At 46.5% G+C, this 25,041-nt stretch carries 24 protein-coding genes and 1 tRNA gene; 12 read left to right on the top strand and 13 right to left on the bottom strand.

Going from position 1 to position 25,041, the window contains the following annotated elements; translation table 11 throughout:
• Positions 1 to 201 precede the first annotated feature (201 nt).
• Together GO755_RS20420 and GO755_RS20415 are read left to right on the top strand one after the other, a co-directional pair.
• Complete coding sequence (locus GO755_RS20420) at positions 202 to 678, top strand: response regulator (protein WP_317165920.1); 477 nt, start codon at positions 202 to 204, stop codon at positions 676 to 678.
• A gap of 1,254 nt (positions 679 to 1,932) precedes the next feature.
• A complete protein-coding gene (locus tag GO755_RS20415) occupies positions 1,933 to 2,166 on the top strand; it encodes a hypothetical protein (RefSeq protein ID WP_157587135.1) in 234 nt (77 codons plus the stop codon).
• Between the two features lie 64 nt (positions 2,167 to 2,230).
• Here the strand turns inward: GO755_RS20415 and GO755_RS20410 are convergent, their stop codons facing one another.
• From GO755_RS20410 to GO755_RS20390, 5 genes are all read right to left on the bottom strand, one after another.
• Positions 2,231 to 2,626: a hypothetical protein gene (locus GO755_RS20410; RefSeq protein WP_157587134.1), complete on the bottom strand. Its 396-nt coding sequence runs from the start codon at positions 2,624 to 2,626 to the stop codon at positions 2,231 to 2,233.
• Positions 2,610 to 5,351, bottom strand: coding sequence for a MobF family relaxase (gene mobF, locus GO755_RS20405; RefSeq protein WP_227687016.1), 2,742 nt, complete (start codon positions 5,349 to 5,351; stop codon positions 2,610 to 2,612). Before mobF ends, GO755_RS20410 begins: the two co-directional genes overlap by 17 nt.
• Positions 5,352 to 5,520: 169 nt before the next feature.
• Positions 5,521 to 6,309 carry a hypothetical protein gene (locus GO755_RS20400; RefSeq protein ID WP_157587133.1) on the bottom strand — a complete coding sequence of 263 codons (789 nt, stop codon included), beginning with the start codon at positions 6,307 to 6,309 and terminating at the stop codon, positions 5,521 to 5,523.
• 25 nt (positions 6,310 to 6,334) lie between these two features.
• Entirely contained in the window at positions 6,335 to 7,855 is a 1,521-nt protein-coding gene (locus tag GO755_RS20395; RefSeq protein WP_157587132.1) for a type IV secretory system conjugative DNA transfer family protein, read from the bottom strand.
• 524 nt (positions 7,856 to 8,379) lie between these two features.
• Positions 8,380 to 8,452: transfer RNA gene (locus tag GO755_RS20390), tRNA-Phe, on the bottom strand.
• Positions 8,453 to 8,579: 127 nt separating this feature from the next.
• On the opposite strand from GO755_RS20390, the gene GO755_RS20385 reads away from it, so the two are divergent.
• The 7 genes from GO755_RS20385 (at position 8,580) to nadD (ending at position 14,055) form a co-directional block, all read left to right on the top strand.
• On the top strand, positions 8,580 to 9,953 hold the full coding sequence (locus GO755_RS20385) for a 4Fe-4S dicluster domain-containing protein (RefSeq protein ID WP_157587131.1): 1,374 nt from the start codon (positions 8,580 to 8,582) through the stop codon (positions 9,951 to 9,953).
• A gap of 76 nt (positions 9,954 to 10,029) precedes the next feature.
• Complete coding sequence (locus GO755_RS20380) at positions 10,030 to 10,830, top strand: (Fe-S)-binding protein (RefSeq protein ID WP_157587248.1); 801 nt, start codon at positions 10,030 to 10,032, stop codon at positions 10,828 to 10,830.
• An 89-nt stretch (positions 10,831 to 10,919) separates the two neighbouring features.
• Positions 10,920 to 11,417, top strand: coding sequence for a hypothetical protein (locus GO755_RS20375; protein ID WP_157587130.1), 498 nt, complete (start codon positions 10,920 to 10,922; stop codon positions 11,415 to 11,417).
• Positions 11,418 to 11,661: 244 nt separating this feature from the next.
• Entirely contained in the window at positions 11,662 to 12,342 is a 681-nt protein-coding gene (locus GO755_RS20370; protein ID WP_198174876.1) for a sigma-70 family RNA polymerase sigma factor, read from the top strand.
• Positions 12,343 to 12,471: 129 nt separating this feature from the next.
• Positions 12,472 to 12,714, top strand: a complete 243-nt coding sequence (locus GO755_RS20365; RefSeq protein ID WP_142776446.1) for a hypothetical protein — start codon at positions 12,472 to 12,474, stop codon at positions 12,712 to 12,714.
• Positions 12,715 to 12,809: 95 nt separating this feature from the next.
• Positions 12,810 to 13,409 carry a guanylate kinase gene (gmk, locus tag GO755_RS20360; RefSeq protein ID WP_317165919.1) on the top strand — a complete coding sequence of 200 codons (600 nt, stop codon included), beginning with the start codon at positions 12,810 to 12,812 and terminating at the stop codon, positions 13,407 to 13,409.
• Between the two features lie 73 nt (positions 13,410 to 13,482).
• A complete protein-coding gene (nadD, locus tag GO755_RS20355; protein WP_157587129.1) occupies positions 13,483 to 14,055 on the top strand; it encodes a nicotinate (nicotinamide) nucleotide adenylyltransferase in 573 nt (190 codons plus the stop codon).
• An 85-nt stretch (positions 14,056 to 14,140) separates the two neighbouring features.
• On the opposite strand, the gene GO755_RS20350 is transcribed toward nadD, so the two are convergent.
• The 3 genes from GO755_RS20350 to cysS form a co-directional block, all read right to left on the bottom strand.
• Positions 14,141 to 14,524, bottom strand: a complete 384-nt coding sequence (locus tag GO755_RS20350; protein ID WP_157587128.1) for a hypothetical protein — start codon at positions 14,522 to 14,524, stop codon at positions 14,141 to 14,143.
• A gap of 17 nt (positions 14,525 to 14,541) precedes the next feature.
• Positions 14,542 to 15,564: a M28 family peptidase gene (locus GO755_RS20345; protein ID WP_157587127.1), complete on the bottom strand. Its 1,023-nt coding sequence runs from the start codon at positions 15,562 to 15,564 to the stop codon at positions 14,542 to 14,544.
• A 226-nt stretch (positions 15,565 to 15,790) separates the two neighbouring features.
• Positions 15,791 to 17,278, bottom strand: coding sequence for a cysteine--tRNA ligase (gene cysS / locus GO755_RS20340; RefSeq protein WP_157587126.1), 1,488 nt, complete (start codon positions 17,276 to 17,278; stop codon positions 15,791 to 15,793).
• Between the two features lie 257 nt (positions 17,279 to 17,535).
• Here cysS and GO755_RS20335 point away from each other — a divergent pair, with 257 nt between their 5' ends.
• Positions 17,536 to 18,732, top strand: coding sequence for a hypothetical protein (locus GO755_RS20335; RefSeq protein WP_157587125.1), 1,197 nt, complete (start codon positions 17,536 to 17,538; stop codon positions 18,730 to 18,732).
• Positions 18,733 to 18,835: 103 nt separating this feature from the next.
• A complete protein-coding gene (locus tag GO755_RS20330; RefSeq protein WP_157587124.1) occupies positions 18,836 to 19,753 on the top strand; it encodes a PfkB family carbohydrate kinase in 918 nt (305 codons plus the stop codon).
• A 78-nt stretch (positions 19,754 to 19,831) separates the two neighbouring features.
• On the opposite strand, the gene GO755_RS20325 is transcribed toward GO755_RS20330, so the two are convergent.
• The 3 genes from GO755_RS20325 to GO755_RS20315 all read right to left on the bottom strand — a co-directional run bounded on the left by GO755_RS20325 (position 19,832) and on the right by GO755_RS20315 (position 22,745).
• Positions 19,832 to 20,638 carry a ferritin-like domain-containing protein gene (locus tag GO755_RS20325; protein ID WP_157587123.1) on the bottom strand — a complete coding sequence of 269 codons (807 nt, stop codon included), beginning with the start codon at positions 20,636 to 20,638 and terminating at the stop codon, positions 19,832 to 19,834.
• A 14-nt stretch (positions 20,639 to 20,652) separates the two neighbouring features.
• Positions 20,653 to 21,375, bottom strand: a complete 723-nt coding sequence (locus GO755_RS20320; protein WP_157587122.1) for a ferritin-like domain-containing protein — start codon at positions 21,373 to 21,375, stop codon at positions 20,653 to 20,655.
• Positions 21,376 to 21,584: 209 nt separating this feature from the next.
• The gene (locus GO755_RS20315) at positions 21,585 to 22,745 is read right to left on the bottom strand and encodes a nitrilase-related carbon-nitrogen hydrolase (protein ID WP_157587121.1); all 1,161 of its coding nucleotides are present in this window, start codon (positions 22,743 to 22,745) and stop codon (positions 21,585 to 21,587) included.
• Positions 22,746 to 22,806: 61 nt separating this feature from the next.
• Between GO755_RS20315 and GO755_RS20310 the strand changes: the two genes are divergently transcribed.
• Complete coding sequence (locus GO755_RS20310) at positions 22,807 to 23,643, top strand: SDR family NAD(P)-dependent oxidoreductase (RefSeq protein WP_157587120.1); 837 nt, start codon at positions 22,807 to 22,809, stop codon at positions 23,641 to 23,643.
• Here GO755_RS20310 and GO755_RS20305 read toward each other — a convergent pair.
• Both GO755_RS20305 and ybeY read right to left on the bottom strand, forming a co-directional pair.
• Complete coding sequence (locus GO755_RS20305) at positions 23,629 to 24,576, bottom strand: polysaccharide deacetylase family protein (protein WP_157587119.1); 948 nt, start codon at positions 24,574 to 24,576, stop codon at positions 23,629 to 23,631. The two genes, GO755_RS20310 and GO755_RS20305, sit on opposite strands and share 15 nt — an antisense overlap.
• 13 nt (positions 24,577 to 24,589) lie before the next feature.
• Positions 24,590 to 25,009: an rRNA maturation RNase YbeY gene (ybeY, locus tag GO755_RS20300; RefSeq protein ID WP_157587118.1), complete on the bottom strand. Its 420-nt coding sequence runs from the start codon at positions 25,007 to 25,009 to the stop codon at positions 24,590 to 24,592.
• Positions 25,010 to 25,041: the final 32 nt, after the last annotated feature.

Below are 25,041 nucleotides of genomic sequence, written 5' to 3'. Positions count from 1 at the left end.
TACAGCGAAACCTGGTGAAAAAGTATTTTTGTAAACCTTGATAATCAAGGTTGTTGAAATGGGAATGGGAGTTAGAAGGCCACGCTCAAACGTGGCTTTTTTTCAAACGCACGCCCTTGGCAGGAGATTTATAAAGCTATCCGCTTAATCAATAGTGCCAGTGGCGAGTTAGTAGAGTACACACTAACCTCTTTAGTAATCGTGAAAAGCGCCCATAATCTGATCAATGCCAATTTTAAAAACGCTAAACTACTCATTGTTGAAGATGATGACGATCAATGGCTGATCATTCAACAGGCCATGCGGCAATGTATGAGTGAGCTAACCGCACAGCGCGTAGCCACCCTTGAGCAAGCAATGACCTTACTTGAGGACTGGCGCTATCAAGAATGGGAAATCCCCAAACTTATTTTGCTGGATCTCTACTTGCCCACTAATGCTACTGGGTGGCAGTTGCTCAAGCAGATTAGAGCCATGCCTTCGCCTATCGGTACGCTTCCGATTGTTATGCTTACCTCTTCAGTTGACCCTATCGATATTAAGGACGCCTATCAACTGGGGGTTTCGGCTTACGTGGTTAAACCAATCGAGTTCGCTGACTGGCTAACTTGTTTTCGTGAGTTGCGCACCTACTGGTTGGAAACCGTTACGCTCCCACCAATTCAGTATGAACTTTAAGGTGTCTGTCTATAAATGCCCTTTATTCATTTTTTCTAGCTTGTTGCTCTATAAACGGATGTTCGTTTTAAAAGAGGCTATCATTTTAGTTTCGTACTTTTCTTCCAAAAGTGCGAAGCAGTCACTCCAAAGAAGCATACAGGTATTTGGGCTTTAAATAACGGCCTTCGCCTACAGGATTTTGGCATTCAACAAATTTTAATCATCCTCTATAAACGGGAACAAGCATGTTTGTCCCAGGGATCCTTAATCACTAAGGGTTAATTATTAAGGGAACACTTAAAAGACTGGCTACTTAGCCAGTCTTTTTTTGTATTAGCTGGCATAAGCCCAATTGGCCAATCTAGTTTGGACTACTTTGTCCAACGCGTCGCTCGAACGATGGACGCTTCCATCATCAACAACAAACGAAGGAGATGTGATGATGACTAAACTAGATGAAATCAATGCTAAAGCACCAACCCACAGAGTTTATTTTGTAAAAAACGCAAGGGTACTTATAACCCCGACTGGATCAGAGTTGGCATAGCTTGGCTACATCATGACGGCGAAGGCATGAACCTGTCCCTCAATAATTTGGGCCAAAACGTGTTCCTCTCCGTCTACCCCAATAAACCGAAAGCCGAGCGGATACAAATCCACTTGGCTTTTGGCATCAAGGGGCGAAATTCTCCAGCGATGAAGTTACGTAACTGAGAAAGACATAGTTGCGGTTGACTAGACAGACAGTTGGATAAAGTGGCCAGCATGATCGTGGCCTACAACTCAAAGATTATCAGTTAGCAGAACTGCCATCGGCCAAGTGGAATTCGCTTTGAACGGATTAGCCGAAATGCAACAGGCTCTCCAGGGCGCTTATTGTCAATCTTGATGCCAGATCGTCAATGATGACAAATGCCCTACTGCCTCAGCGGCTTCCCAGGCACAAAAAGCCGTTGACTACATTTACAACTTACAGCACCCTGGCTTCGACCACATAGATACAAACCAGTTGATGGGCAATGGATCGTTTGGTGGGCTTCATCAGAACCTCCTTTCCTGTCTTGGTTGAATGTTGATGGCAGCGTAGGTCAAGCGAGGGGGCTTGCGCTTATCCCTCCTTTTTGACATGTCAAAAAGGCTCGGCCTCTGCCGACTTCGGTCAAAAATAGACGCTACGCCGATTGGCTGCGCATCGATTTTTGCCCTTCGGGGAGCTGGCCCCCTCGCTTGACCTATGGCCGCTCCCATCATCAACCAAACAGAAAAGGAGATATGATGATGACTACCCAACCTGAAACCACTTCCAATACACCAACCCATACGATCTATGTGGTCGAAACCAGGGAGGGCAATGCCAAGTCTACCTGGCTCCCCATAGGCGCTGCCTGGGAGCACAACGGCGGAGAGGGCTTAAATCTGTCCATCAATTCACTGGGCATCTCGTACCTGAAGGACAAAGGCCAGGATGCTAATTTGGTCATCCGGCGTAATAAACCCAAGGAATAACCCCGCGAAGCCGGGCAGAGATTTCTGCCCGGCTTTTCTCTATCTAACTTCGTTTCAGACCAAATTAGGCGTCTTTTTTCTCGACGTGTATCTCGATGACCACGGCCTCTGTTTTATCCTCCGCCAGCACGTAGCGGGGCTCGATGGCGGTAATCAGCCGGGGCAAATGATCGAGCAAGGCCATAAAGAGCGGTTCCAAACTATACCCTTTAACCAAAACGGTATGCGATGAAAAAGACAGCTTGATGACATTCGTTTCGTGTCCAGGCTCAAATTCTACCGCTACCAGATACGCATAGTTAAAAAACATGCGTCGGTTGTCTGGCCAGACGAAACAGACATTCCGCACATAGCCCGGTTGTTGATAGGGGTCGGTCTCAAGCGAGCCCGATGCTGTATCATCATGGGTTGGATCACTTTCGCGCAGCTGGTCGAAGCGAAGCTTAAAGCCCTGGTTCATAGTCGCGGTCTTTAGAGGGTGATGGTTTTGGCCGCTCATTCGGCACCGCTTTGCTGGCCGATGAGCGGCTCAACGTATTTCGGATATGCTGCTCAATCAGCTCCTGGGTCTGGCCTACCAGTTCCAGCGCTGATTGACGATGGCCATCCCGTAATGCATAGTCCAATAATTGGGCTTTGTCGTCGGTATAAATACGGGCCTGGAAACGAGCCCGCGATACCGACACATAAAATTGCTTGGCATCCGTTCCCGGAAAGGTTGAAGCGGGCTGCGAAATAAACACCTCATCGACGGTTTTACCCTGCGATGCGTGAGACGTGATGCAATACGCATGCGCCAGATGACCATAGTTCTGGCTCAATCGATACTCCGCTTTGCTGAGGTTGTTGCGCAACATGATGTCCCCATGTTTGCTGACCTTGACCACGTCCAGCAATTGGCCGTTATTGAGCCGATTTTTGTCCTGATCGAACCCATTGCGGGTAATGCGCACCTGATCGCCTTTGGCCAGATGAATGTCGCCTTTCTGATACACATCAAAATCGCCCGGTTTGTGAAGTGGTAAAGCGATGGGTGGCTGATCATCCTGCCGAATGAAAATTCCGCTCTCCGAGCTGCTTTCTACGGTCCAAACACTGCCCCGCTTGATGCCAGGTCCGTTTTGGTTGAACTGGATAATCTGCCCGGCCTGAAAATTGCGCCAATCGCTTTTCTGGGCTTCGGTCAAATTCCTATTCGCTAATCGGGGCGCGTTGATTTCCTTCTTACCTACCAAGCCAGTGGCTTTGAGTTTTTCCCGAATCGCCTCGGTTACTGCCTCGCTTTGCTCGTGGGTGGGCGAGATTACCAGGGCCGATTTGCCTTGCTGCACCGTCGCCACATAGTCTTCGACTAAGGTGGCATTCGGTTGCAGCGGGTCAATCTCCTGAATAGATCCCAGTTGATCCAATTTGGCAAACCCACTGCGCATATCGCCTTTGGCCAGGTCTTCGACCGCCTGGCGATACGCTTCGTTTTTTTGGCGATAGATCTTATTGACTTCGGCAGTCTGGATACCGCCTACGGTGTTGATGATCCGTAAAGCGTCGCCCCGCACAACACTAGCGTGTTGGCGCGTGTCTCCTCCTAAAATCAGGCGCGCATTTTTTTGGGTTGCCAAGCTTAGCAACCTCGTCATATCCTGGGTGCCCAGTAGTCCTGCTTCGTCCACCCACAAGACCTGGCCTGTCAGGTTTTGCTGCATGGTTTCATCGGCGAGGAGTTGGGCCACCGTTTGCGCCTGGGTAAAGCCTTCCTCGCGTAACACGCCACGCGACGCCTGCGAGGAGGGTGCAACCACCGTCACTCGCTTACCAGCTTGTTCGATCTTCTCAATCGCTTCGTGCATCAGGGTGGTTTTGCCCGAACCGGCCGCCCCTCGAATAATCGACACCCGATGCGGGCTGGTCAGCAGATGCCTGACGGCGTCGGCCTGCTGACCTGTTAGTGTCAGGGCTGGCGCTTTGGTGTAGAGCGGTTTGAGTTTGCCTTGACCCAGTCGGGCCAGATTAACCATGTGCTGTTCTTCGGCCAGCACCTGCCGGGTGGTGCACAGCGTACGCCCTTTTTCGACGACCTGGATTAGCCGCTCATCGGCTTCCAGCTGCTCGGTGATCGTGTCTAACGACACGTCCACATGGCCGATGCTGTGCCGATAGGCGGTGGCCAATAGACGCCGATCATGCATGACCGAAGCCCGCTCGAAATCATGCCCGATGGCATGATCGACGCAGTGCTTTGGTGTCATCACCTGTTTTTCTTTATTTGGTGCAAACCGGATAACGCGTTTACCCTGGCCTTGGTCGTCTGGCCCCAATTCGTCAATTTGCCGACGCCAGTCGGCTTTCAGTTCGGCCATACTATGGCCTTTCTGCTTTTTGGCGCGGGTGCGGGCACCCAGCTCGCTGAGTTCCCTGGCATCGGTGATGCCTTTCTCTTGGGCGACCCGACCAATCTCATCGGTTCGCTTGGAAAATAGATCGATGACGGACACGGGCACATTTTCGATCTCGAACGATTTTCCCGTGCGTCTGATTTGGTACCCTTGCTCAATCAATTGATCCGACAGCCGTTTATGAAACCGGGCCTGGTAATAGGGCATGTCCCGTTTGATGTCCCGGAATTGAACCGCTTTCATCTGGTTTTCTTTCTCGTCCCAAGTCGCATTAAAGACAAAACAGTGGGCATGCAAATGCGGGTCGGGTAAATATTCGCCAACCGGCCTTGCTGTTTGATGGATAAAATCAGCCCAGATCAACTCACCCGTATCGCGCTCGTCATCCATATTATTCTTGCGCACCCGCGTTTTGCTGTCGGCTTCCATGTCGAGCATGGTCTGCCGGACAGCCTCCTCAAACGCATCGCGGATATGCGTGTCGTTCGACAGCGCATGCAGGATGCTGACCGATTTTGGACAATGAAAATTAATATCGTAGCCCGTCGTCCGCTCGTCTTTGGTGCGGGGCGTCAACGCCTCACCCGTCACCAGGCTGACATTTTCGCAGAGCGCGAAAAACGCATCCTTCGTAACAGGACCGGTAATCCCTATACGTTCGGCCAGCTTGCCTTGCAAGCGCCCGCTGTATTCCTGATCCTGATCAGACAGGTAATAGTCGGCCTTCACCAAAGCCTCGGAAAAATAGGCTTTGGCGTGAGCGGCAGAACGGCTTTGGATCATCCGTATCATGCAGATAAGGATACAGCATGGATTGTAATCAACGCAGCAATTTCGCGTTTGCTTAAACCTGGTGGATCAACAGTAACGCGGAGAAATCACCCCGAGCTGTGCGGAAGGGAGAAGCTAAACCGGTTAATCAATTTGCATCAGACTTCTTCCCTAAGCACAGCTTAGGTCCCTATAACGCCAGGAAAAGATCGTCTTCAACGAAAGTCTCAGCAACTTTCCGGCGAGTTTCCGGATCGGCGGGTCGGCGTCCCTGAAAACTAAAACCCCGTGTCTCATCGGAGTTCCGGTCGTGAACAAATGCCTTGACGAGTTCCTCATTACAGATCATTTCATCGATCTTATCCATGACAAAATTGTCCCCCTGATGATAAGATGCACTGTAACTCAGTGAATAAATAATACTGCAAATTATAAGCAAACTCCCTAGCTCTTGGTCTAATACCCATAAGAGAAAGCCAATGCCGAAAAATAGGCCTGGTTCCAACCAGATGGAAATGGTGCGCTCACTCGGATATTTTCCATTGAGTTTGAGATCATAAAATCGAGGATGAATCAATCCCGTAGACAGGCTAAAGCGCTTAAAATCGTAAACGGAGGGTAAGCGGCTGACTTCGGCCTCGCGCTTGAGGCTCATATAAAGAAATCCAGCCAGAAATAGATACCACGTGAAGTAATGACCTAAGAAGTTTCCCCAATTAATATGATGATTAATGTATCTGAAAAATCGTTCGTCAAACACAGCCCAGCCAAATTCCCAATAGAACGGCAAGATGATCAGGATAGCCAAAATGGTGATAGCGCCTGAAAACGAAAAATAACGTTCCCCAAAGTTGCGCCGAATAAAGACTTCCAACAAGAGACGAGGGTAGGAGCTGAAGGCTTGAACGTACGCTAGAATAGTTTCTTTAACCAGATTTGTCCGCTTGTAAACGGTACGATAATACAGATTCTTTTTCATGAAGTATAAGGAGTTTATTGGGTGATTAAGATTGCGGTTGATATACTTGGTTAAAAACCATTTTGACGTGATTAAAGCCTTTCGCGACACGGTCTCCTTGCCGGTGGAGATACCCTTCCACATAGTAATGATTCAAAGGGCCACCCGTTTTCAGGCGTACAAATTCTTCAGCCCGCACAATTCGTTCGAGCCGCAGGGATTTGCCACGGGTTTGCGAAAAATCTTTGGCCACGGTTACGCTTTCGGATTCATCTTCAAAATAGATCTCGCCTATCAGCTCGGATGCGTACTTGTTGGTTTCGATGTCGGCATTGGCGTGAAAGATCTTGGTGGCCAGGGTCCCCAGAAAACTTTTAACCCGGTATTCCGCCTTCTGGCCGCCCATGCAGGCGTAGTAATTCGGGATGTTTTGGGAGATATAGACCGTTGCAATGCGGCTGCTGCGCGCTGTGGCTTGATAATCCGCATCATGTTCATGGAGGAAATTCTGCGCTTCATCGGCCCATAAAAAAACGGGCCAGTTATTGTGGGTCTGATCCCGTTTTTCCATCGCCCGCTGCCAGATATACTTAAAAAGGATCTGACAATCACGACCCACTTTTTGATAGATCTTGACTGGCAGATTTATCAGGATGATTTTTCCGTCCAGACTATCTTCAGGAGTTATTGTGGATGCGTATCGGCAAAACATGGAATAAATCGGTTCACGCAAGAGCCGAAACAGAAAGCTGGAAAAGGAGAAATCAATAATAGAACGCGTTTTGTCACTCAGCGTTATAAAATTGTCGACGAAGAACTGATCCACAAATTTGAGGAGCCGGGCATCGGGAATCGCTTCCAACATCTCCATCTCAAACAAAGCGTTATTCTCCCTTAGCCGCTCTTGCATGTCAAACGGGAGGGTTAAAAACCATGCGTCGATCTGAACATTGACATTCGACTGGGCCGCTGCCATGGCTTTTCGGTAGGCTTTGTCGGGGGCAGTTTTCGTTTGGGCCTGTAAGGCTTGTTCACCTTTGGGAACCGTTTGAACAATATCATACATGTCCTGTATGGAAATATAGTTGTAGGCCAGCTTACAAAGGTCAATGACGTTGAAGATGAGCATATCGAGGGCTGTCTCCCAAAAGGCATCATCGCTTTTACCCGTATCTTTCTCATTGCCGGCCCGAATAACCGTTTTCAAGACCTCGACAATATTCTCCGTGATTGCTTTTTCACCAGTCGCGTGTTGGGATTCATATTCCAGAAAATTAAAACAGTGTTCGCCACCGGGCTCGATAATCAACAGGTCATCGGTCCGGCCCGTCAACTGAGCGTACTCTTGCCAAGCCGCTTTCTCATCCGGTTTTACCGTTAACACCAATCCGCCAAAGCCGTTGATTAAATACTTTAGAGCGAGTAGGCGCCCTGAACCGGACGTTTTGCCGGACCCAATCCCACCAAAAATCTGCACGCCTTCAACGGCATGGCGTGCTGTCCAGTAATTGTGCTCCTGGGGAGAGAATATGTCGATAAGAGGCTGATCAAGATCGAATTCATCCATAAGGGCAATGAATGTAACAGCTATATAGAGCTTTGGAGCGCTTTAAAACAGTAAGCCAGGAAGAAACGGACGTTGAGCCATGGACTCAAGAGACAGAACCAGGTAAGAACGTTGAGGGAGACTAGCGTTAGGATAGATAATTATCTATCAGACTTTATACGTAACTTATTACTGCATAAAGTTTGAAACGATTGATAGAATATGCAACGGGAGTTTCCCCGTTTTTGACAGGGTATTTTTCCCATTTTTGCCTCACAAACCAGTTAATGGGCGGATAGACCCTCCCAAAGACTTGTGTTGACGCGGCTAAAAGTCGCTGAAAAACGCAGGGGCTGCTAAATAGTTTTGAAATTAGTATGCATGCATAATATCGACAATGTGCCTATATTTGCGGGGTAATTCAGGAGAAATGGAAAATAATTCTCTTTATCGCGGTGTAATTGCACACGGCAAATTGTTTACGAATTGTTTACCAAATAAAAAGGCAGCTACAACCTTTGGTCGTAACTGCCTGATTTCAAGGGTGGTGATGGACGGAATCGAACCGCCGACACAAGGATTTTCAGTCCTTTGCTCTACCAACTGAGCTACATCACCCTGAAACGTGGGTGCAAAAGTATGCATAACATGCCATTTTGCAATGCATGGATCAAAATATTTTTACATAAAGTGATGTAGTCTGAATCAGCTAGTTGATTATCAGGCGAAATGCGATCAAATAAGAATGGAAATTATTCAGCAAGTAGTATTTGTAGCGGTCCTCGCTGCTACAGTCTGGTATATAGCTAAACGTGTACGACTGATTACACGCGCTATTAACCTTGGCCGTCCCGAAAACCGATCTGATCATCCTGATGAACGACTGAAAACAATGTTACTGGTCGCTTTTGGGCAGAAAAAGATGTTTACCAATTTGCTGGTTGGCGTCATGCACTTCGTTATTTACGCTGGTTTCCTGATTGTTAATATCGAAGTATTGGAAATTATACTGGATGGCGTTTTAGGGACGCATCGACTGTTTGCACCTTATATCACACCTATTTACCCGATTTTAATCGATGTCTTTGAACTATTGGCAGTAGGCGTATTGACCGTTTGTGTCATCTTTCTTTGCCGGCGGTTTATTGCGAAAGTACCTCGGTTTCAGCAGGAACGACATCGGGAAATGACTCGCTGGCCACGAACTGATGCTGCGATCATCCTAACTGCTGAAATTCTGCTCATGATCGCCTTCCTGACCTGGAATGCATCCGACAGTGTTCTTCGTGACCGGGGTGTTGGACACTATGCTGAACTCAAGGGCATTGTACCTGACTTCCTGATTAGCCAATTTTTAAAGCCTCTTTTTTCCGGCTTTAATGATACCGGGTTGATGGTTTACGAACGTACTGCCTGGTGGTTTCACATTTTGGGTATTCTGTCCTTTGCTGTTTATGTGACCTATTCGAAACACCTGCACATTGCGCTCGGCTTTCCGAACGTCTATTTTTCAGATCTTCAACCGAAGGGAGAAATGCAGAACATGCCTGAAATCACGAAAGAGGTACAGCTCGCGCTTGGCCTGCCTGTCACAACTGAAGTAGGTGGTTCGCAGACAAATGATAACGGTGAACAACCTCCAGCAGAAATCGGTCGTTTCGGGGCTAAAGACGTTCAGGATCTGAAGTGGATCAATCTGATGAATGCTTATAGTTGCACCGAGTGTGGACGCTGTACATCGGCTTGCCCGGCTAATATTACTGGCAAGAAGCTGTCACCTCGCAAAATTATGATGGATACCCGCGACCGGCTCGAAGAGATCCAGCAGGGTTGGAAGGCAAATGGCTACGATTATAAGGATGATAAATCGCTTCTGAACGATTATATAACTGCAGAGGAACTCAATGCTTGTACAACCTGCCAGGCCTGTGTGAATGCCTGCCCAATCAATATAAATCCGTTGGATATTATTCTCCAATTGCGTCGTTACCGGGTCATGGAAGAGTCGGATGCGCCCGCTTCCTGGAATGCGATGTTTAGCAATATCGAAAATAACATGGCTCCCTGGAAATTCTCGCCAAGCGACCGTTTCAACTGGGCTGATCAGGTAAATGAGTAGTAATTGTTTCAAGTTCCATGTTAGTTGACCCCATAGTAACCTTGAACTTGAAACCTTGAACCTTGAACAAAAAGAAATGACGACTGAAAAAACATACAAAGTGCCAACGATGGCCGACATGATGGCATCGGGCGAAGAGCCAGAAATTCTCTTCTGGGTTGGCTGCGCGGGTTCATTCGATGATCGTTACAAACGGGTGACCATTGCCTTCGTTCGTATCCTGAATCACGTCGGCATTAAGTTTGCGGTGTTGGGCCCAGAAGAAGCCTGTACGGGCGATCCGGCGCGTCGGGCAGGAAACGAGTTTCTGTTTCAGATGCAGGCAATGTCGAATATTCAGGTGCTGAACGGTTATAACGTCAAGAAAATAGTGACAGCCTGTCCGCACTGCTTCAATACGCTTAAAAATGAGTACCCTGAATTAGGTGGTACGTACGAAGTGATTCACCACTCTCAGTTTTTACAAGGATTAATCAACGAAGGACGCGTGAAGGTGAAGGATGGACAGCCATTTAAAGGCCGCCGAATAACTTTTCATGATTCGTGCTACCTTGGCCGAGCTAATAACGTGTACGAAGCGCCACGTGAGGTTTTGGCAGCATTAGATGCCGATCTGGTCGAAATGAAGCGTGTACGAGCCAATGGTTTATGCTGTGGAGCGGGCGGTGGCCAATATTTTAAAGAACCAGAACCCGGCAAGAAAGATGTGAACGTTGAGCGTGTTGAAGAAGCACTTAGCACGGGTGCCGATACAATTGCGGTTGCTTGCCCGTTTTGCATGACCATGATGTCGGATGGAGTTAAGAATAAGAACCGCGAAGATTCTGTTCGGGTATTCGACATCTCGGAACTCATCGCGCAGGGACAAGGGTTGTGATCATAATGAAGAATGTAGAGTGAAGAGTGTAAAATAATGCCACTTCACAATTTTATTCTACACTCTTCATTCTACATTCTTCATTGATTATGTACATCGATTTTGATAAACTGCCCGATACGGCCCGCGTTTGGGTTTATCAGGCAAATCGCCCGCTTACAGATGGCGATATAAAAGCGATCGAGGAGGCCTTACAACCTGCTTTGCATCAATGGGCTGCGCATGGCCAACCCTTATTATCGTCGGCAAAAGTGGTTGAAAATCGCTTTGTTGTGGTTGGTGTTGATGAGGGTTATAGTTTACCAAGCGGTTGCTCTATCGACTCGTCAATGCGAACAATACAGGAAATTGGCCGCCAAATTTCAGTAGATTTCTTTGATCGTTCGGCGGCTGTTCAATTGGCAGATGGCACAGTGCAGACATTTGCGTTGCCTACTATCAAAGCGGCTGTGGCAGAAGGTGTCATAACGCCCAATACCCTTGCATTTAACACATTGGTGAAAACGAAAGCGGAGTTTTTGGCAGATTGGCGGATTCAGGCAGTTAACTCTTGGCTTAAACGCTATTTTAAAACAATAGCAGCGTAAATAGCCGTTAAATAAGCAAAGCCGGTCAAATTCTACAGATCTAAGTAGAATTTGACCGGCTTTAACGTTGTCATGGATAAGAACGTTCACTGCCAAATCGTCATAGTTGACTAAATTTGACCATTCTTTTTGAACAAAGGATTAATTTTTGTGGTGCTACTAGTGTAACTCAGCGAATCTGATCGGCTAATTATTGAATTCGTTGAGGATTGCCAATAGTAAACGGCAATTAACTCTTACTTTTATGGCGACTATTCCCGAAGTTATGTCAGATACGCCAACTCGCGACGACGACCAATTGTTACCCGACAGCGATCCAACCGAACAACCATCGGCAGATACTCCCGCTCGTGGTTATTCCGACGCACAGAAGTACCAGATTTTCAATAAGGAGTTTATGCCCCACATTGACTCCATGTACAATTTTGCTTTTCGGTTGACAACTGACGAGGACGATGCAAACGACCTTGTACAGGATACCTACCTAAAAGCATTTCGGTTTATTTCGTCTTTTGAGCAAGGAACTAACGCCAAAGCATGGCTGTTTCGCATTCTGAAGAACAGTTTCATTAACGATTATCGGAAAAAAAGTAAGGAACCTGCCAAAGTAGATTATCAGGACGTTGAAACGACCTATAATTCTGAAGATGCAGAATCTGAGCATACGGTTGACCTTCGGGCTGAATCGGTTTCTGATTTAATTGGCGATGAAGTGGCAACGGCCTTAAACTCGTTGCCCGTGGATTTCCGGACTGTTATTATCCTCTGCGATATCGAAGGATTTACGTATGAGGAAATGGCAAAAATTCTGGATATCCCAATAGGTACCGTCCGCTCTCGATTACACCGGGCTCGGAACCTATTGAAAGAAAAATTGCGTGATTACGCGTCTTCGATGGGCTATAAAGAAGAAAATGAAGAATAAACCGAACTTTTTATAAGCCTAAATTGGTTCTGCTGATAACTTAATGGTATTATTATTCTTGGAATAAATAAAACTTTTCCAATGCAAACCTCGTTGCCGTCCTCAGCTTCATCTAGTGATAAGCCAGAGATGAAAGAACATTGCAATCACAGCGCCGACTGTCTGAAGATGATTCAGTTGATCCTGGATGGAGAAGCTACAGAACAACAGCTTGTCAGAGTGAAAGCGAATCTCGAATCATGCAGACCATGCATTGAAATGTATCAGCTTGAAAAGGAAGTGAAGGAGTTATTGACGAAGCGCATGGAGAAACGATGCTGCCCTGAGCAGTTAGTCGCAACGATTAAATCCCGAATTCTGAGTTTCAGCTAGTAGCAGTCAACATAATTGGGGTAATTAAGGAAGTGCTTATCCTGGCAGCCTTAATTACCCCAATTACTTTTAGTTAAATCAACCCATCATCCACTGTGGACGGTAAACTTATTATTTTTTCAGCCCCTTCTGGTTCGGGCAAAACCACGATTGTTAAACATCTGCTGGCCGAGAATGCGAATCTCGGCTTTTCTATTTCGGCCTGCACGCGCGATCGTCGGGGCCGAGCCGAAGAAAATGGTAAGGATTATTATTTTCTGACACCGGAAGAATTTAAGCATAAAATCGATGATAACGAATTCGTAGAATGGGAAGAGGTTTATACTGGTGCATTCTATGGCACATTGAAGTCTGAAATCGAACGAGTGTGGTCTACCGGTAAGCATGTCCTTTTTGATGTTGATGTACAGGGCGGTTTGAAGCTGAAAAACTTTTATGGCGATAAAGCGCTGGCCGTTTTTGTAAAAGTACCTGATGAGGAAACGCTACGTCAGCGATTGATTGGGCGTGGGTCTGAAACCGAAGAAAGCTTATCCCGACGCTTATTCAAAGTACACTTTGAAATGAGCTTTCAGGACCGTTTCGATGTTATTTTAATGAATGATGACCTAGAGACATCGCTACAGAAAGCGCAAAAACTGGTTGATGATTTCGTAAACGAAAACAAAGTGCCAGCTAAAGCGACAGTGATATAAGTCAATAGCCGTCAGTCAATGGTGATTGCTTTAAGAGTAGTAACTCCTATTGGCTGACGACTATCAATACATTATGAAAATCGGCTTATTCTTCGGTTCGTTTAATCCAATCCATATTGGCCATCTGATCATCGCGAATACGATGGCGACTACGACTGATCTTGAGCAGGTCTGGTTTGTCGTATCGCCCCAAAATCCCTTCAAAAAGACTAAAAGCCTCTTGCACGAGTTCGACCGACTTGATATGGTGGAGCGGGCCATCGCCGATAATAGTCGCCTAAAAGCCACGAATATTGAGTTTTCGATGCCCAAGCCCAGTTATACGATTGATACCTTGACGCGCCTAAGCGAAAAATACCCACAGCACACCTTTCGTTTGATTATGGGAGAGGATAATCTGGAGCAATTCGCCAATTGGAAGAACTACGATAAGATTCTGGAGTACTATGGTTTATACGTTTACCAGCGCCCCCGAGTAGTTGAAAGTCCGTTTAAAACGCACGCTAACGTTCGAATCATAGAAGCTCCCCTGCTGGATATTTCGGCAACATTTATCCGGGAGAATATTCGCGCAAATCGCTCTATACGCTACATGGTGCCGGAAGTTGTGGAAGAGATGATCGAACGGAAAAAATTTTACGTGTAATGAGCAATTGTACCCATGGGCTTCAGCCCGTGATGTTTTATGAATTTATCTTCACCTAAATACGGGCTGAAGCCCGTGGGTACAATCATGGCAAGCCATTCTGAAACGTAACTTCGGTTGCCAACCCAATCGCACTCATACGAATAGCTACAGAACGACTATTGGATTTAACGCCCGGCTGATCGCAGTGTGAGCCTTTTTCCAAAAAGTAAATGTAAAACTTCTGGTTACGATCGGCAATTTGATTGATATCGGGCCGACCAAGGAGCTCGCCGATGGTGTTCGTTGTTTTGCCTTTCAGATTTTGTATTTCAGCTCTGAAATCGGGTACAAGTGTAGCGCGAACGCCATTGCAACCACCCCGATCACCACGCCATTTTTTCAAATCAAGCTTGCCGAATTGATCAGGTATCGAATTACAGGAAAACAGACTCCCCGTAAGAAACACGAAGAGAGAAAGTCGACGCATTATATACTGTAGTTTACTCATTGTTCATTGTAAAGTACCTGCAACAAAGTCTGACCAACGGCTTTAAGGGTACCCCGATCAATATTGCTCATGTTATCTTCGGCAGTGTGCCAGGCAGGAAAGAAGCCGCCAGTAGTAATGTTCGTATGAATAATATCGATCATCGGAATTTTGGCGATGGTATTGGGTGCTACGTGGTCGTCGGTGATTTGACCGCCCGGAGTATCGACAAAATACTGGCTGTATCCGGCGCGACTGGCCGTTTGCCAGACATTATTAACTACAGTAGGAGCAAACTGCATCGAAAGACCTTCCTTGGCGAAAGTAGCCCCTTTAGCCCCAACCATATCTAATAGAATACCAAAATAAGCTGAGTAGCCGGGCTTATGCAGATTTTTAGACCAATATCGAGAGCCTAGGCAAAAGCCGATGTAATCAAACTGATTACCGCTGGCCTGTTCAAAATCGTTGCTGGCTTTTTCGCCATTACCCCAGTCTTCGGCGTCGAAGAAAATAATATCGATGCCTACGGTTGGTTTCTGCTGGCTTTGCTGAATACTACGAGCCAGTTCAAGAAGAACACCAACACCACTGGCACCATCATTCGCGGCTGTAACAGGCTTCGTTTGATCGGCTTTGTCCTGGTCCTGATCGGCATGAGGGCGTGAATCCCAGTGTGACGCCAGCACGATACGTTTGGTTGCGTCAGGATTAATACTACCAATAATATTACGGGCATTTAGTTTTTTGCCATCCCAGGTGTTTGCCACAAACGTTTGCTCAATAACTGTACAGCCAAATTGCTTTAGCTTAGCCGCCAGATAATTCCCCGTCTGAACATGAGCAGGCGTGTTGGGTACGCGCGGCCCAAACTTCACCTGCTTATCAATATACGTATAGGCTGAATCGGCATTAAAAGCTGGGGCAGTAACCGTAACAGGTTGTTCGGTAGTTTGTGTCGTGTCGGTCTGAGACTGCTTCGTACGACAGGCACTCGTTGACAGAACTACAACCAGAAAAGCAAGGAAGATTTTTTTCATGACAGAACAACATAACCCCGTTTAAGCCGGGATCTCATGTTGTAAAAACGATTAAATGTCGGTTTTGTGCACCGGCCCGCAAAAATACCGAAAAGTCAGTCGTTTAAATAATTAGAAAACAAGAATGGATAAGTGAAAAGACTTACGCATGATTCTGATGATTTTGACTAACAAAAAAGCCCGGTTGTAATTCAACCGGACTTATTGTTTATTCTAGCGCGAGTGCTTACTCTTCATAAGCCCAGTCAATCTGGTGCTTCATATCTTTAATCGCCAGTCCCTGCGCTTTAAAGTAGGAGCGAATTTGATCGACTTTATCGTATTGGCGTTGCTCCTTATATTCACGATAAAGGGTTAATAAACCTTCCAGAATAGGCTGATTGTCAGTGCCTTCTTCCTTTAAACCTAACACGTCATTCATGAATGATACAAATGATTCTTTCAGTAAGTTGAATACCTCTTCGCCTAAGACTGCAGCCTGAAGCTGTTTCAGATAAAGCATATTGGCGTACTTCAGCAACGTAAATAGCTGAGCAATTCCAACGGCTGTATTTAAGTCGTCATTCATGGCTTCATAAAACTGCTCAACTGCCTGCCGAATCTCCTGCTGCTTTTCTTCGATCACCGTTACACTTTCATCTGCCGAATAGGTTAGGGTTTTAACGATTCGCAAGCCATTCGCTAATCGACGATACCCTTTCTGTGCAGCTTTAAGCGCATCATTTGAAAAATCGAGTGTGCTGCGGTAATGCGATTGCAGCATGAAAAATCGAACCGTCATGGGGCTATAGGCCTGGTCGAGCAATGGGTGATTTCCCGCAAACAACTCGGCGGGCAGGAATGAATTTCCCAATGACTTCGACATTTTCTGGCCATTGACAGTCAGCATGTTCGAGTGCATCCAGTACCGAACAGGATCAACACCACTTAAGCCATCTCCCTGCGCAATTTCGCACTCATGGTGTGGGAATTTTAAGTCCATCCCACCGCCATGAATATCGAATTGTTTGCCTAAGTACTTAGTACTCATGCATGTGCATTCCAGGTGCCAGCCAGGAAAGCCTTCACCCCAAGGCGAGTTCCAGCGCATGAGGTGTTCAGGGGCAGCACGTTTCCAGATCGCAAAATCGAGCGGACTGCGTTTTTCTGACTGACCATCCAGTTCACGAGTTTCGTTCAGCAAATCGTCCAGAATCCGGCCCGATAGCTTCCCGTAATTGCCACCTCGCTTGTTGTAGGTTTCAATGTCGAAATACACCGAACCGTTTGATTCATAGGCTAATCCATTGGCAAGCAATGCTTGTACGGCTTCAATTTGCTCCACCATATGACCCGTAGCGGTAGGTTCAATGCTCGGTGGAAATGTATTGAACTGGGCCATTACCGTATGGAAATCGTTGGTAAAACGCTGCACGATTTCCATCGGCTCGACCTTTTCCAGCTTGGCCATCCGCCCAATTTTATCCTCTCCTTCGTCGCCATCACCAACCAGGTGGCCAACGTCGGTCAGGTTACGGACGTACCGTACTTTATAGCCGATGAAAGTCAGGTATCGATAGAGCGTGTCAAATGTGAGGAACGTACGGACGTTGCCCAGGTGAACGTAGTTATAAACCGTCGGGCCGCAAACGTACATGCCTACGTAAGGCGCATTGATCGGTTCAAATAGTTCTTTTTTACGCGAAAGCGTATTGTATAAGTGAAGCGGCTGCATTGGTAGATTGACTATTTCGGGAACACTACGAAAGGAATTGAGTTGCCGGACCGGCATCTATAGGCGAGATAAAGCGTTCAGCGACAACAGCATGTCGATAAAGCAAGGTTTTCCTTAGGTAGCATAGCAAAAATGATACTGTTCATGAGGGCGAAGTTACGGATTGTTCGTTGGAAAATGGTAGCTCATCTGCACGACCCATAGCTTTTGGCTATATTCGCGTTTTGTTTTTACAAATCGCCCACTTAGGTCTAGGGATGCAGGTAGTTGAAGTGGGCACAAATGCCCAGTACCAGAAAGAATTTATTCAGTTTCCTGTTCGTCTGTATCGCAACGATCCGTGCTGGATTCGACCGCTCGATACTGATGTTGAGGAAATATTCGACCCATCCCGCAACAAGCGGTTTGAGCATGGTGAGTGTGTTCGTTTTTTGTTGTTAAACAACAAGTCTGAAACCATTGGGCGGATAGCCGCATTTATTGATCACGAAATTGCAAATCTTGACAACGATCAGCCAACCGGCGGAGTCGGCTTTTTTGAATGTGTAGACGACCAACAGGCTGCTTTTATGCTGTTCGATGCTGGAAAATCCTGGCTTCAACAGCGAGGTATGGAAGCTATGGACGGCCCAATCAACTTTGGTGATCGCGACCGTTGGTGGGGCTTGCTGGTTGACGGTTTCGACCAGGAACCCAATTACTGCATGCCTTATACAAAACCGTATTACATTCCGTTTTTTGAAAACTACGGCTTTAAGGATTATTTCAAACAGTTCACGTTTGGTATTCCAACAACCTGGTCGAAGTTAGTCGATATGTCGCAGGCAGTAAAAGATCGCGCCCGACGTATTTATGAAAATCCGGATTACAGTTTCAGGACGATTGATAAAAAGCAGTTACCCGCAGCGGCTGAGCAATTTCGACATATATATAATGCAGCCTGGGGTGGTCATAGTGGGGTGAAAGAGATGTCGGCGGCACAGGCGCAGTTGTTGATGCAAAAACTGAAGCCAGTTATCGACGAAAAGATTATTTACTTCGCGTATTATCTTGATGAGCCAGTCGCCTTTTTCGTTTGCTTGCCCGAGTTAAACCAAGTGTTCAAGCACGTGAATGGGAAGCTTGATTTGATCGGGAAACTGAAGTTTTTGTGGCATATGTTGCTGAAAACAAACCACAAAGCGTTTGGCGTTGTATTTGGTGTTGCTCCCGAACATCAGGGAAAAGGTGTTGAAGCAGCCATCGCCCTCCGAATGCCCCATGAAGCTGATAACAATCCGAACTTCCAATACACCGAACTGGAAATGAACTGGGTGGGTGATTTCAACCCAATCATGGTTCGGTTTGTGAGTCAACTGGGGTCGAAAATTGTAAAAACACACGTTACGTACCGCAAGCTGTTCGACGAAACCAAACCGTTTAAACGCTGCCCGGTAATTGGGCGGAAGAAATAAAGTTGTTTCAGGTTTAATGTTTCAAGTTTCATGTTGATGTTTATCCGCAAACTTGAACTTGTTGAAAACCTGGAACCTGAAACCTGAAACAAACAAAAAATAAATGAGCTTAGTAACTGTTGGTTCCGTCGCATTTGACGCCCTGGAAACCCCGTTCGGCAAGACCGACAAAATCATCGGCGGTGCCGCCACCTACATTACCCTTTCGGCTTCGTACTTCACGAAAGAAAATAATCTGGTTGCTGTAGTGGGCGACGATTTTCCGCAGAGCATGATTGATGATCTCAATCAGCATGGAATCAATACGGAAGGTTTGGAGATCCGGAAAGGGGAGAAGACCTTCTTCTGGTCGGGTAAGTACCACAACGACATGAATAGCCGCGATACTGTAGAAGTCCAATTAAACGTGATGGAAAACTTTGACCCAGTTATTCCTGAATCGTACCAAGACTGTACGTATTTAATGCTGGGTAACACGGCCCCGGCTATTCAGCAAACAGTGATTGAGCGCTTGCATAAGCGTCCTAAACTCATTGTACTCGATACGATGAATCTTTGGATCGAAATCGCCAACCCAGACCTAATGAGCCTGCTCAAGCTGGTTGATGTTTTAGTGGTGAATGATGAAGAAGCTCGCCAACTAACGCATGAGTACTCGTTGGTAAAAGCTGCGGCTAAAATCCGGACGATGGGCCCCCAAACGGTTATCATCAAGAAAGGCGAACACGGTGCCTTGCTGTTTAGCGAAGGACAAATTTTCTTCGCTCCAGCGCTGCCGCTCGAAGAGGTGTTCGATCCAACTGGAGCGGGCGATACGTTTGCTGGCGGATTCATTGGCTACCTGGCTAAAACCGACGATATCTCGTTCGACAACATGAAGCGGGCTATCATCTACGGTTCTGCTATGGCGTCATTCTGTGTCGAAAGATTTGGTTCTGAGCGAATTATGAATCTGACTCAGGAAGAAATTCAGTCTCGAGTGAGTGAATTTGTTACGCTATCGGCCTTTGGACTGGTCTAAAGATAGATGATACTGTAAACAAACAAGCCGTCGGTACCATACCGACGGCTTGTTTGTTATTGCTCAATTTGTATATGCTTATTTTGCAAAGAAAGGCGCAACAAGACCCAGGACAGTAGCTTTGTCCAGAGGCTCATCGAAAGCTTGCATAACCATAGCAGGAGTTATCCGATTATCGCCAGCCAGTGCAGCAGCTAGATCAACATTAGCCTGTACAGTGTTTTCTTCACCTTTGTAATTGCCATCGACAACAGATGGGAGACCCGACAAAGCGGCAGTACCGCCGGTAATCCAGCCTTTCTGACCCCGCATGTAGCGAACATTGGCAGCGTGAGCAGCTTCGGTAGCATGAATTTGTAACGCTACTTGCAGAATTGGCTTCGCAACTTGTAAGTTACCTGCCTGACCTTTATAAGCCCGAACACCGGTATCTTCGAAGGTCTGAGCAATAGCTGAGAAGGTAGCGAAGTTGGTGAACGTATCGGTGAATATGCCGCCAGCCGAGAAATCAAATTTAGGCATTGCGATCGCATCTGCACCCAGTACCGATTTCAGTAACCGAACGTGTACTTGTTCGTGCTGACGAATAAGCTCAAATGCTGGCTTATAGTTAGTTGGAATCATAGCCAGGTTGTGGCCATAATCGTAGAAAGTAAACTCAAGGTACTCTAAGGCAAGGGCGAAATTAAGCACATCCTTTACGCCTTGTGGCAAAGCCTGACCATAGGATTTATTCAGGGCAGAGGCCATAACTGCTGGTGCAGCCAGAGCAATCGTTTTTTTAGTCAACGAGCTAAATAAGCCCCGACGCGAGACGTGGGCCAGGCGATCAAAGATCTCGCCATCCACCTTCTCAATTTCGTTAAGTATGTTCTGTAAGTTCATTGGAGTTGAGAGGTTTATGACAGGCTGGCTACTAATGCGCTTGCGTCGAGTGTTTCAAGAATATACTTCTGTGCGATAGGTAGCACATACGTTGGCTCGTAAGCAAGGTGTAAACCCGTATCGCTGGTTACGATCGTTGGACCAGCAAATGCATCTGAATAAGGATACTGCAACTCACGGAGAATGGAGTGGTGACGAGTCTCAACCGATACAATCTTACCGGCCAATGTCAGATAGTCTGGATTCGATATGTATTTACCTGCACCATTGTAAGCACCTACGCCTGTTTTTTCAAAAGCCTCAGCATGAATCAACACGTCTGCACGGTTATTGAAGTCAATGCTTGAGAAATTAAATGTCAAATCTGGCACCAATTTGCCCACAGCTGCTTTGAAAAGCGCCCGGTGAATGATTTCGTGACCGCGAATGTCTGTCCATAGTGCTATGTCAGAAGCAGACATATTTGGATATGGTTTTGCAAGTACCATTTCGTAGAAGGCAGCCTCGAGCTGTTCCAGTACGTAAGCGAAAGCAAGGACTCCATTATCACCAGTAGGCAATGATACTGTAGTACCAGCAGCACGGGCACTTCCAGTAGGTGTGACAGAAGATTCGTCCGCATTAGAGCAAGCTGTGAGCAGGCCGCCTGTTACGGCTGCTGCCCCCGCTACTCGCAGAAACGACCGGCGACTAGCTGCCGAAGATGTCGTCTCAGGTCGATTAGTAACGTTTTCCATTGAGCAAAATAGTTAGGTGATTTGTAGTCTTAGTTATTTGGCAACTAAGGTGATGTACCTACGCGCTCATCTGGAATAAAGATTTTTTCATTTATAAGAAAAGATATAAATCCTATATGTCTTAAGTAGTAATTGATTACTTATAAGAGGTGTACTATTTTTCTGGGTGAATATTCTTGGAAAAATGCAAAATATATTTTTTTGAGAAATTATAGCCATAAACAAATTATAGCGGCACCATTGATATACCGGGCGGTTTGAGGAGTCGCTTTTCCAGTTAGCATGATTGTTGTGCCATCGGAGCCTAAGTCCCAGAGCTTACCCCGTAAGAATACATTCATGCCTTGTGTAATATTCGCTTCGGGAGCGGCACGGCCCGCCATAGCATGAGCGAGCCAGGCTTGCCCTTCGGTAAGTTTTCCTACATCATCACGAGCATCGTCTGGGGTAGGAGTGCCACTATACCCTCGCCAGATTGTTTTCCAGACGTGATCACCCGCTGAATAGGAGGGAACGGCCAGTAGGGTTGCGCCTTTTTGTTTTAGTGTTTGGTAAACAGGCGAATTCCACGAATCGGCACAGACCAAGACGCCTAATCGGCCAATGGGCGTGTTGAAAACAGGTACATCTGCTGGGTTTGTCGGACAAACAAAAGGCAATTCGTCGGCGATGGGGTAAACTTTTTTGATTAGTTGCGGCTCTAGTTTACCATCTGGCCGGAATACCGTCGAGACATTGTAAAGCAACCCATCGCCTACGACTAACTTTCCGTTTTTTACTGATGGATTGGGTAATAAAATTGAACCAGCTACAATTGTTACCTCAAACTGCGCTGCCAGCATATCGAACGCAAGTTGGTATTCATAAGCCATTTGTCGGGCTTTCATGGCGAAGACGGCATACTTTGTTTTATCGCTCACGCTTTCAGGAACTGTTCGATAAGCCTTCCAGAAATTGATGGGATGATTTACGACCATTGCTGTCAGGCCATCCTGAATCGTGTGTGCAGTATGCACACGATTCGATTCATTCATGACAACTAACCATGTGCCCAAATACTCGGGTAATATGACAATCGTTTTTTGAGGTATAATCAGACCACTGTCTTTTGCTGTTTGCAGATAGCCGGCTATTTTTTCGCGGAAGGTTAGCCCATTTTGATAATCGGCGGGCTCCATCCAGGGTTGAATACCCAACAGATTACCATGACCAGACCGAGTCCCAAATTGCTCAACCTGGCTAACTTTTGCAGATATATCAGGTTTAATCAGTTCGCCGTTTAGCCAGATGGACCATAGACCAAACACTCCCCAGCTTAGTAGAATGCCGACGAGTAAGATAATCGTATATTTTCTGATATTGATTGGCATAGGAACGATGAATGAGCCACAAAATAGCATTATTTTCAGGCATTATTAAGCGCTGTGAGATATGTCAACGTTTACCAATCAGATTGCTTTTATAACGGGTGCCGGCTCAGGCATTGGTCGAGTGACCGCATTGGCTTTTGCCAAGGCAGGAGCAAGTATTGTCGTTGCCGAAATTAATGAATCAAACGGACGGGAAACCGTCGAACAAATACAGCAACAAGGCGGCAATGCGATTTTTATCTCTTGCGATGTCGCTGATTCAGAGCAAATTGAAAAGGCTGTTCAGCAAACTGTCAATGTATTTGGTCGGTTGGATATTGGCATCAATAATGCGGGTATTGGTGGTAAATTTGGTCGTCTGCTTGATCAGACAAAACAGGATTTTAATCAGATAATGGCCATAAATGTTGGGGGGGTATTTTACGGCATGCAGGCCCAAATTCGGCAAATGCTGACTCAGAAGGAGAAAGGACATTCCACCGAAGATCATTCCATCGGAAACCATCCTGGTCGAAGTAATCTAGCTGGAGGCCATCCGGCTCAAGGTAAGATTGTGAATGTATCGAGTATTGCGGGTGTGCGAGGAATGCCTATGGGAGCCCCTTACAGCGCATCCAAACACGCCGTAATTGGCCTGACGAAAACAGCGGCACTCGAATACGTTCGGCATAACATTCGAATCAATGCTGTTTGCCCGGTATACACGCATTCACCTATGGTCGATGAACTTATTAGTACAGCACCTGGCATGGAAGAACGAATGCGCCGAATGGTTCCTATGGGTCGTTTTGGCCAACCCGAAGAAGTTGCCCAGGCAATTCTGTGGCTTTGTTCCGACGAGAATTCCTTTGTTACCGGGCAGGCTATCCAAATAGATGGGGGCTTAATGGCAGGGTAAAGTTATCACTCGATTTGCCAGTGCATCAATCATAGCCGGTACTTCGGGTTCTCCCTTGAAAAAAGCACCCCTTTTCCCTCTGGTTAAGGCCCACCGATGCATCCAGGAGATGCCTCCTTTTCCGTAATAATGGTCTATGGATTGGTAAGCCTCATCGGTCAATGCTTTCTCTAAAGATACAAATGTGTATCCTCGCTTATTTAGTCCAACGAGTAACTTGCCAAGAAAATCAGCGTTGATTGTGTTAGCATGAATTAGCAATATCTGCGAAATCTGCCGGTTGAAAAGAGAGTCGCTTTGAGCTTCATAATAGGCTACGCAATCGAGCATATACCCCACATACTGGTTGCCAACCTTAGCTGCCAGCTCTGTATCGCCTAGTAATAACGCATTGTCGTAAGCGCTGGAGAATAACCAATCTGAGTTGTCGATAGTAACGGGAGCCTCCTGGTAGCCAAGATGTTGCAGGAATTTTTCCAACGAATCTTTCTTCGCCTGTGTATCGCCTTTTCGTAAATAAGGGTGCCTGAAATAACGGAACGGTTTGCCCCGTTGCCGAACAAGATTCTTCACAAATTGCTCGCCCCCAATAACATCCGCCTTTGATTCCTCGAACGAAATGAGGTTATAATCTTTGTGCGCAAGGGTATGATTCCCTAATTCCAGACCAGCCGTTAGCCATAATTTTAATAGACCAATCTGATTTGAATCGGGCTGACTATTTGTCAGCAAAGAATTGCTAATGACAAACCCAATAGCCGGTACCCGATACGTCGTGCAGTGCGAAAGTAGTTTTTGTGTCAACTGCAATCTACCTGAGGGCGATCTATACACTTTCGATACGGTCGGCAGGTCGTCGATTGTAATTGCTATTTTTTTCTGCGCCTGCGCCGTAGAGGCCATGAACAGTAATAGACCGATGAAAAAGCGCATAAGCTGGACGAAGTCAGGAAACATATTGGGTTAACCATTCGTCTTCCTTTACTCGCATTTGCGCAGCTTCTTCGTCGGTTTTGTCGCCATAGCCGCACAGATGGAGTAGGCCATGAGCTAGCACCCGACGCATTTCCTGCTCAGATGATACGCCTAGCTGAGTGGCATTATCGGATACCCGCTCGACGCTAATGAAAATATCGCCCTCAATTTTATCCTCTTCCTCACTCTGATCGAACGTAATGATGTCGGTATAGTAGTCGTGTTGCAGGTAATCGCGATTGACCTGTAGCACGTGTTCATCGGAGCAAAAAATATAGTTTAGCTCGCCTACAGCGAAACCTTCCCGTTCCGCCTGTTGCTTTAGCCACTGGCGGGTTACCTGCTTATTAGGAAGCTTATAGGGCACATCTTCATTAAAAAAACGAATCATAAAGTCGGAATGCCAATAGTTTATATAAAAGG

Origin of the sequence: Spirosoma arboris (assembly GCF_009754945.1) — a bacterium.
Classification (GTDB): domain Bacteria; phylum Bacteroidota; class Bacteroidia; order Cytophagales; family Spirosomataceae; genus Spirosoma; species Spirosoma arboris.
The sequence above is the reverse complement of the archived record's forward strand: the minus strand, read 5'-3'. Positions and strand labels throughout refer to the sequence as shown.

What these genes read in the sequence shown, in the direction of transcription:
- GO755_RS20415 (WP_157587135.1), top strand. Translation starts at nt 1,933, where the DNA reads ATGATGATGACTACCCAACCTGAAACCACTTCCAATACACCAACCCAT.
- GO755_RS20410 (WP_157587134.1), bottom strand. Translation starts at nt 2,626, where the DNA reads ATGAACCAGGGCTTTAAGCTTCGCTTCGACCAGCTGCGCGAAAGTGAT.
- mobF (WP_227687016.1), bottom strand. Translation starts at nt 5,351, where the DNA reads ATGATACGGATGATCCAAAGCCGTTCTGCCGCTCACGCCAAAGCCTAT.
- GO755_RS20400 (WP_157587133.1), bottom strand. Translation starts at nt 6,309, where the DNA reads ATGAAAAAGAATCTGTATTATCGTACCGTTTACAAGCGGACAAATCTG.
- GO755_RS20395 (WP_157587132.1), bottom strand. Translation starts at nt 7,855, where the DNA reads ATGGATGAATTCGATCTTGATCAGCCTCTTATCGACATATTCTCTCCC.
- GO755_RS20385 (WP_157587131.1), top strand. Translation starts at nt 8,580, where the DNA reads ATGGAAATTATTCAGCAAGTAGTATTTGTAGCGGTCCTCGCTGCTACA.
- GO755_RS20380 (WP_157587248.1), top strand. Translation starts at nt 10,030, where the DNA reads ATGACGACTGAAAAAACATACAAAGTGCCAACGATGGCCGACATGATG.
- GO755_RS20375 (WP_157587130.1), top strand. Translation starts at nt 10,920, where the DNA reads ATGTACATCGATTTTGATAAACTGCCCGATACGGCCCGCGTTTGGGTT.
- GO755_RS20370 (WP_198174876.1), top strand. Translation starts at nt 11,662, where the DNA reads ATGGCGACTATTCCCGAAGTTATGTCAGATACGCCAACTCGCGACGAC.
- GO755_RS20365 (WP_142776446.1), top strand. Translation starts at nt 12,472, where the DNA reads ATGAAAGAACATTGCAATCACAGCGCCGACTGTCTGAAGATGATTCAG.
- nadD (WP_157587129.1), top strand. Translation starts at nt 13,483, where the DNA reads ATGAAAATCGGCTTATTCTTCGGTTCGTTTAATCCAATCCATATTGGC.
- GO755_RS20350 (WP_157587128.1), bottom strand. Translation starts at nt 14,524, where the DNA reads ATGCGTCGACTTTCTCTCTTCGTGTTTCTTACGGGGAGTCTGTTTTCC.
- GO755_RS20345 (WP_157587127.1), bottom strand. Translation starts at nt 15,564, where the DNA reads ATGAAAAAAATCTTCCTTGCTTTTCTGGTTGTAGTTCTGTCAACGAGT.
- cysS (WP_157587126.1), bottom strand. Translation starts at nt 17,278, where the DNA reads ATGCAGCCGCTTCACTTATACAATACGCTTTCGCGTAAAAAAGAACTA.
- GO755_RS20335 (WP_157587125.1), top strand. Translation starts at nt 17,536, where the DNA reads ATGCAGGTAGTTGAAGTGGGCACAAATGCCCAGTACCAGAAAGAATTT.
- GO755_RS20330 (WP_157587124.1), top strand. Translation starts at nt 18,836, where the DNA reads ATGAGCTTAGTAACTGTTGGTTCCGTCGCATTTGACGCCCTGGAAACC.
- GO755_RS20325 (WP_157587123.1), bottom strand. Translation starts at nt 20,638, where the DNA reads ATGAACTTACAGAACATACTTAACGAAATTGAGAAGGTGGATGGCGAG.
- GO755_RS20320 (WP_157587122.1), bottom strand. Translation starts at nt 21,375, where the DNA reads ATGGAAAACGTTACTAATCGACCTGAGACGACATCTTCGGCAGCTAGT.
- GO755_RS20315 (WP_157587121.1), bottom strand. Translation starts at nt 22,745, where the DNA reads ATGCCAATCAATATCAGAAAATATACGATTATCTTACTCGTCGGCATT.
- GO755_RS20310 (WP_157587120.1), top strand. Translation starts at nt 22,807, where the DNA reads ATGTCAACGTTTACCAATCAGATTGCTTTTATAACGGGTGCCGGCTCA.
- GO755_RS20305 (WP_157587119.1), bottom strand. Translation starts at nt 24,576, where the DNA reads ATGCGCTTTTTCATCGGTCTATTACTGTTCATGGCCTCTACGGCGCAG.
- ybeY (WP_157587118.1), bottom strand. Translation starts at nt 25,009, where the DNA reads ATGATTCGTTTTTTTAATGAAGATGTGCCCTATAAGCTTCCTAATAAG.